The 4,254-nt window shown below is 37.0% G+C and carries 7 protein-coding genes; 3 read left to right on the top strand and 4 right to left on the bottom strand.

The genetic code is table 11. The features are described 5' to 3' along the window. Positions 1-103: 103 nt before the first annotated feature. Positions 104-331, bottom strand: a complete 228-nt coding sequence (locus M901_RS06980) for a hypothetical protein (RefSeq protein ID WP_021277480.1) — start codon at positions 329-331, stop codon at positions 104-106. 233 nt (positions 332-564) lie between these two features. Between M901_RS06980 and M901_RS06975 the strand changes: the two genes are divergently transcribed. Next, positions 565-1,137, top strand: coding sequence for a hypothetical protein (locus M901_RS06975; protein WP_021277483.1), 573 nt, complete (start codon positions 565-567; stop codon positions 1,135-1,137). Between the two features lie 29 nt (positions 1,138-1,166). Here M901_RS06975 and M901_RS06970 read toward each other — a convergent pair whose 3' ends face one another. Together M901_RS06970 and M901_RS06965 are read right to left on the bottom strand one after the other, a co-directional pair. Next, complete coding sequence (locus M901_RS06970) at positions 1,167-1,574, bottom strand: TM2 domain-containing protein (protein ID WP_021277481.1); 408 nt, start codon at positions 1,572-1,574, stop codon at positions 1,167-1,169. After that, on the bottom strand, positions 1,549-1,908 hold the full coding sequence (locus M901_RS06965; protein WP_021277484.1) for a hypothetical protein: 360 nt from the start codon (positions 1,906-1,908) through the stop codon (positions 1,549-1,551). The genes M901_RS06970 and M901_RS06965 overlap by 26 nt, the downstream gene beginning before the upstream one ends. A gap of 106 nt (positions 1,909-2,014) precedes the next feature. Here M901_RS06965 and M901_RS17760 point away from each other — a divergent pair, with 106 nt between their 5' ends. Both M901_RS17760 and M901_RS06955 read left to right on the top strand, forming a co-directional pair. Then, complete coding sequence (locus M901_RS17760) at positions 2,015-2,329, top strand: hypothetical protein (RefSeq protein ID WP_021277479.1); 315 nt, start codon at positions 2,015-2,017, stop codon at positions 2,327-2,329. 24 nt (positions 2,330-2,353) lie between these two features. After that, positions 2,354-3,157: a cytidylyltransferase gene (locus M901_RS06955; protein ID WP_021277482.1), complete on the top strand. Its 804-nt coding sequence runs from the start codon at positions 2,354-2,356 to the stop codon at positions 3,155-3,157. Here M901_RS06955 and M901_RS06950 read toward each other — a convergent pair whose 3' ends face one another. Continuing rightward, complete coding sequence (locus tag M901_RS06950) at positions 3,158-4,102, bottom strand: serine protease (protein WP_034721065.1); 945 nt, start codon at positions 4,100-4,102, stop codon at positions 3,158-3,160. Positions 4,103-4,254 lie beyond the last annotated feature (152 nt).

The following is a 4,254-nucleotide window of genomic DNA, read 5'->3' as shown; positions in this document are numbered from 1 at the left end:
CCATAACGACGGGCCAGTGACATTTTCAATAGATTTTTAGAAACAAGACATAAAAAAAGGCTTCTCTAGGGAAGCCTTTTTTTATCATTTTAATGAGTTTGAATTAAGCTTTAACTTCGCTACTTGCAGCTTGTTTCTCAGCTCTATCCATTGCAACGGCTTTCTTCCAAATACCTGCAAAGATAAATGCGAATACACCAATAAAACATGCAATGTGAAATACTTCAATTGTCATAGAGCTAGCCACGTTCTTAGATGGTCTAACTGGCTCTAAATTAGAGTTTGAAGCAACAATTGATGTGTTGAATACTTTTGCGTTTTGCCCACTCATGAGTCTTCTCCGTTTTTCAAATATAGTTACTTACTGTTGTAATATAAAAGTTATCTTAAGGCAAAATTTGAGAAATAACATGAGGAAAATCACTTTTTGAAATTAATTCAGGGCGTATTTTATTTAGAGTGAACAGTGTCTTACGAATTTTCAAAGACTTAATGCGTAAGGACTATAAAATTTATGTTTTTTGTGAAAGATTAACATTGTTCAACTAACAAGAAGAGGGAAATATGAAGCATATCGTAACTGTCCTCGCATTAAGTCTTACACTTTTTAGCTGTAAGAGCTTTCGCGGAAATTTAAGCACAACATCTGAACTAACACTTAAAGATAAGAAAACAACAGTGAAGATTCCTGTTGGAGAACACTCGCTAAAAGTTTCTTTTTCTTCAAAGAGAAAAGGAAAGTTTGAAGTTCTTGGAAAGAAAGTTAACTTTAAACTTAAAAAGGGTGTGAAGCTTCCAAGTGAAGGAAGATTCTGTCTTCTTGAAGATCAATGGGATCAAAACTTTGAGGCCTGTGGAGAAATCGTTGCTGAAGTGTCTTATGGACCATTAAGACATGAGTGGGAAGGTTGTACTTACCAAGTACCACGTACGATTTGTGAAGGTGGAGGAAGAAATAGAAGATGTTATACAGTCTATGATACTTACCATGGACAACGTCATGTTGAGTTTAGAATGAAAGAGACAATTGAAACAATTGATCTCGATCTCGCTCAAAGTGGTGCAACTTCTGGTACTTTCCATGCTAGAAATATTTACAATGATAAAATGATTGAGAGACAAGGAATTTGTCGTTAATAAAAGGGCCCTCTGATGAGGGCCTTTTTTTATTGTCTATTTACTTCAGTGATTTGTTCATTAAGTGTCCAAAAGTCATAGATAAGACCAATCGTAAAAAAGCCCCCTGTAAAGAGATAGAGTGCTCCAGTTATAATCTTACCCATAAAGAAGCGATGGACTCCAAAAATACCTAAGAAAGTCAGAAGTACCCATGTGAGATTATAGTCAACGAGTCCCGTCTGATAGCGATGGTCTGCTTCTTCATCCATTTGCGGAATAAGAAAGAGATCTATTAACCAACCAATTCCCAATAGGCCTCCTGTGAAGAACCAGATTGTTCCAGTAATGGGTTTACCAAAGTAAAATCTATGTGATCCTGTAAAACCAAAAATCCATAGTAGATATCCTAGTGTCTTACTATGGGTATCATTAATCGTCTGTACTAAGTTTGGCATCACTCACTCCCCAGTGTGGATATTTTTCTTCTCTCTCTACTAAGTCAAACATATGCTCAATCTTTGAGAAAATGCAAAGGTTCTCGAAGAAGTCTTCTATGTCCTCAACTTGTTCCTCGGCCTCAATCGCAAGGGGGAGACCTTGAAGAGAAAAGTTGAGCTTCATCTCTTCACAAGTTGCATTGATATTGACATGAAAGTATTGAACTTCACCTGATTCAAGCCTCTTCTTATCTGTGGAAGAGAGCATGAAGTGATACTTGGCATCTGTACGATGACCAGGCTCTGTGGTGATAACGTAATGAATTCCATTGAGTTCACATGAAAATTTCATAGGTAGATTTTTCGCCTTTTGTGCGCCAAGTCTAGGCTGCCCAATTATGTTAAAATACTTATATCTCTAAAGGGATTCTAACACTTAGCTAAAGCAAGGACAAATAATGAAAGTTGATTATGTAAAAGAATCAGAAGAAGCATCAGAGAAGGAAGAGGGAACTTTCAAAGAGAAGAAGGATTCTCCTCGTCGAATTCTTGTTGGCTCTAAGGCCAAGACAAATATCAATTCAGAAGCCTTTAATAAAGATATTTTGATTGTTGCGAGTAAACTCAAAAAGTACGTTAAAGATAAGCATGGTCTTAATACTTCAGCAGGTGTGATGGAGATGCTTTCAAATATCATTCGCATCCAGTGTGATCGTGCAGTCGAAAATGCTATGCGTGAGGGAAGAAAAACCCTAATGGATCGTGATTTTTAACCCCGATAGTGATATAACCCTTCAATGTGGAATCTCTTAGTTCATCATCACCAATACCAACTGGTAGAAAATTATCAACTCATGGCCGGTGATGAGGTCATTCATTCTTTAGATACAATTCAACTCATCCGGCTTGGCGATGATTCTTTGACGTCTTTAAATCTTGTGGCATTTGAAGAGCTAAAAGCACCAAGTCTCAGTATCGAAAGAGATATGATGACATTACTAGGCAGGCTTTTTCCTTTTATGCCTGATGGAATCTCTGGGCAAATGGGTCTTATTCCTACTCTTTTTTGGCCTTCTAAAGATTTTGTCTCAAGTAGTGTGACATTCTTTGGGGGAAGTTTTAATCCATGGCACGAAGGGCATTTAGAATGTCTGAGACAGTGCTCTCGAATAGAATCTAATCTCGTGATTGTCCCGGATTATTCTCCTTGGAAGGAGAATAATCAGGAAGGTCCTCTTGAGATTCTTAAAGATTTATCAAAGAAAACCGCTCAGGGCTTTCCTATTTATCCAGGGTTTTGGGGGATTGACTCAGTAGAAAAGAGAAATCCGACAGTGAATTGGCTTAGTAGTGTTGATCTTGAAGAGGTCAATTGGTTGATGGGAGATGATACTTTCTTTCATTTTTTGAAGTGGAATAAAATTGAACTCGTGGCCAGGTGCCTTTCAAAAATCTATGTGGTTCCACGTGATCACAAGCTAGATGAGTTACATCCTATTCAGAATAAACTTCTTAAGATTAATCCTAAGCTGAAGATCGTATTCTTAGATGATCACCCTTATAAAGAATTGAGTTCCACTTCTTTAAGAGAAAGCTCTTAATCACTTATTATATTGACCAATGACTTTTAAAGAGGCTTCTTGGAATCTCTCCATTGGAACGACTTTGGTTTTGAGTGAACCTTTAACTCCATTGCCGCTAGAGTGAAAATTTTGAGTGTCTCTGTTAAATCCACCTTTTATAAGAGAAGCAATATAAGGTCTCATTGTTCCATTCTCATCGTAGTCAATATTGGCAATGACTGGTCCTCCACTTGCCCCCGGGTAAGTGAATGAGCGTACCATTCCAAAGTCACCTTCATGACCATATTGATAGTAGTGTTCGTCTGCTTCAAAGATAAATTCTGTATCAAATGTCTCATAAGTCATATAGCGCCCATCCCCACCAATTTCTGCATCAGTACTATATCCGGCCACAGTGATTTCTCCTTCGTACTCAAAGGCAAGGTCTTCCGAAGTATCACCACGATCTTCAGGGTCAGTAAAAATAAGAATTGGCTTAATGATTTCATTTGGTATCACTTCATCAAGAACGATAATCGCCCAGTCATTTTCAAAATTTGCTTGATCTGATTTTTTTGCCATTCTCTTAATAACTTTATTCTTTGTTGTGGCATAGACTTCGATCTTTTCTACATCATGATTGAATACTCCACAATGAAGTGCAGTTATGGCAACTCTTGAACTCTGATTAATATCTGAACCAATGAGGGCGCCTGAGCATGACAAAACTTTTCCACCTTTAAGATAGGTAACGATCTTTAATACAGCATCGAGATATTCCGGAGATTCTGTATGCTTTCTAATTCTCTTATCATCCTTAGCAATCGACTTTGTCGATAAAGTGAAATTCTCTTTACTTGCACTTCTTAAAAGGAAGTTGGCGACTTCGAGATTATTTTGAATATTTTCCGTAGAGGAAATAATCTTATTTCGATTCTTATTTCCAAGACATTCTCCAACCGCTTGTGTTGAAAAAATAGTCATGATTGAAATAATGATTAAATTTTGGACAGCTCTTTTCATAAAAATAACCACTTAGTTAGTTTCTAATTTATTTATATCGATATACATACAAGATAGATGCCAACTCTTATTATTGAGAAGCTGAGTGTGCGTCTCAAGTATTTCTGTCGATA

The organism is Bacteriovorax sp. DB6_IX (genome assembly GCF_000447775.1).
GTDB lineage: Bacteria > Bdellovibrionota > Bacteriovoracia > Bacteriovoracales > Bacteriovoracaceae > Halobacteriovorax_A.
This window is presented reverse-complemented; position numbering and strand designations above follow the sequence as displayed.

What these genes read in the sequence shown, in the direction of transcription:
- M901_RS06980 (WP_021277480.1), bottom strand. Translation starts at nt 331, where the DNA reads ATGAGTGGGCAAAACGCAAAAGTATTCAACACATCAATTGTTGCTTCA.
- M901_RS06965 (WP_021277484.1), bottom strand. Translation starts at nt 1,908, where the DNA reads ATGAAATTTTCATGTGAACTCAATGGAATTCATTACGTTATCACCACA.
- M901_RS17760 (WP_021277479.1), top strand. Translation starts at nt 2,015, where the DNA reads ATGAAAGTTGATTATGTAAAAGAATCAGAAGAAGCATCAGAGAAGGAA.
- M901_RS06950 (WP_034721065.1), bottom strand. Translation starts at nt 4,102, where the DNA reads ATGACTATTTTTTCAACACAAGCGGTTGGAGAATGTCTTGGAAATAAG.
- M901_RS06955 (WP_021277482.1), top strand. Translation starts at nt 2,354, where the DNA reads ATGTGGAATCTCTTAGTTCATCATCACCAATACCAACTGGTAGAAAAT.
- M901_RS06975 (WP_021277483.1), top strand. Translation starts at nt 565, where the DNA reads ATGAAGCATATCGTAACTGTCCTCGCATTAAGTCTTACACTTTTTAGC.
- M901_RS06970 (WP_021277481.1), bottom strand. Translation starts at nt 1,574, where the DNA reads ATGCCAAACTTAGTACAGACGATTAATGATACCCATAGTAAGACACTA.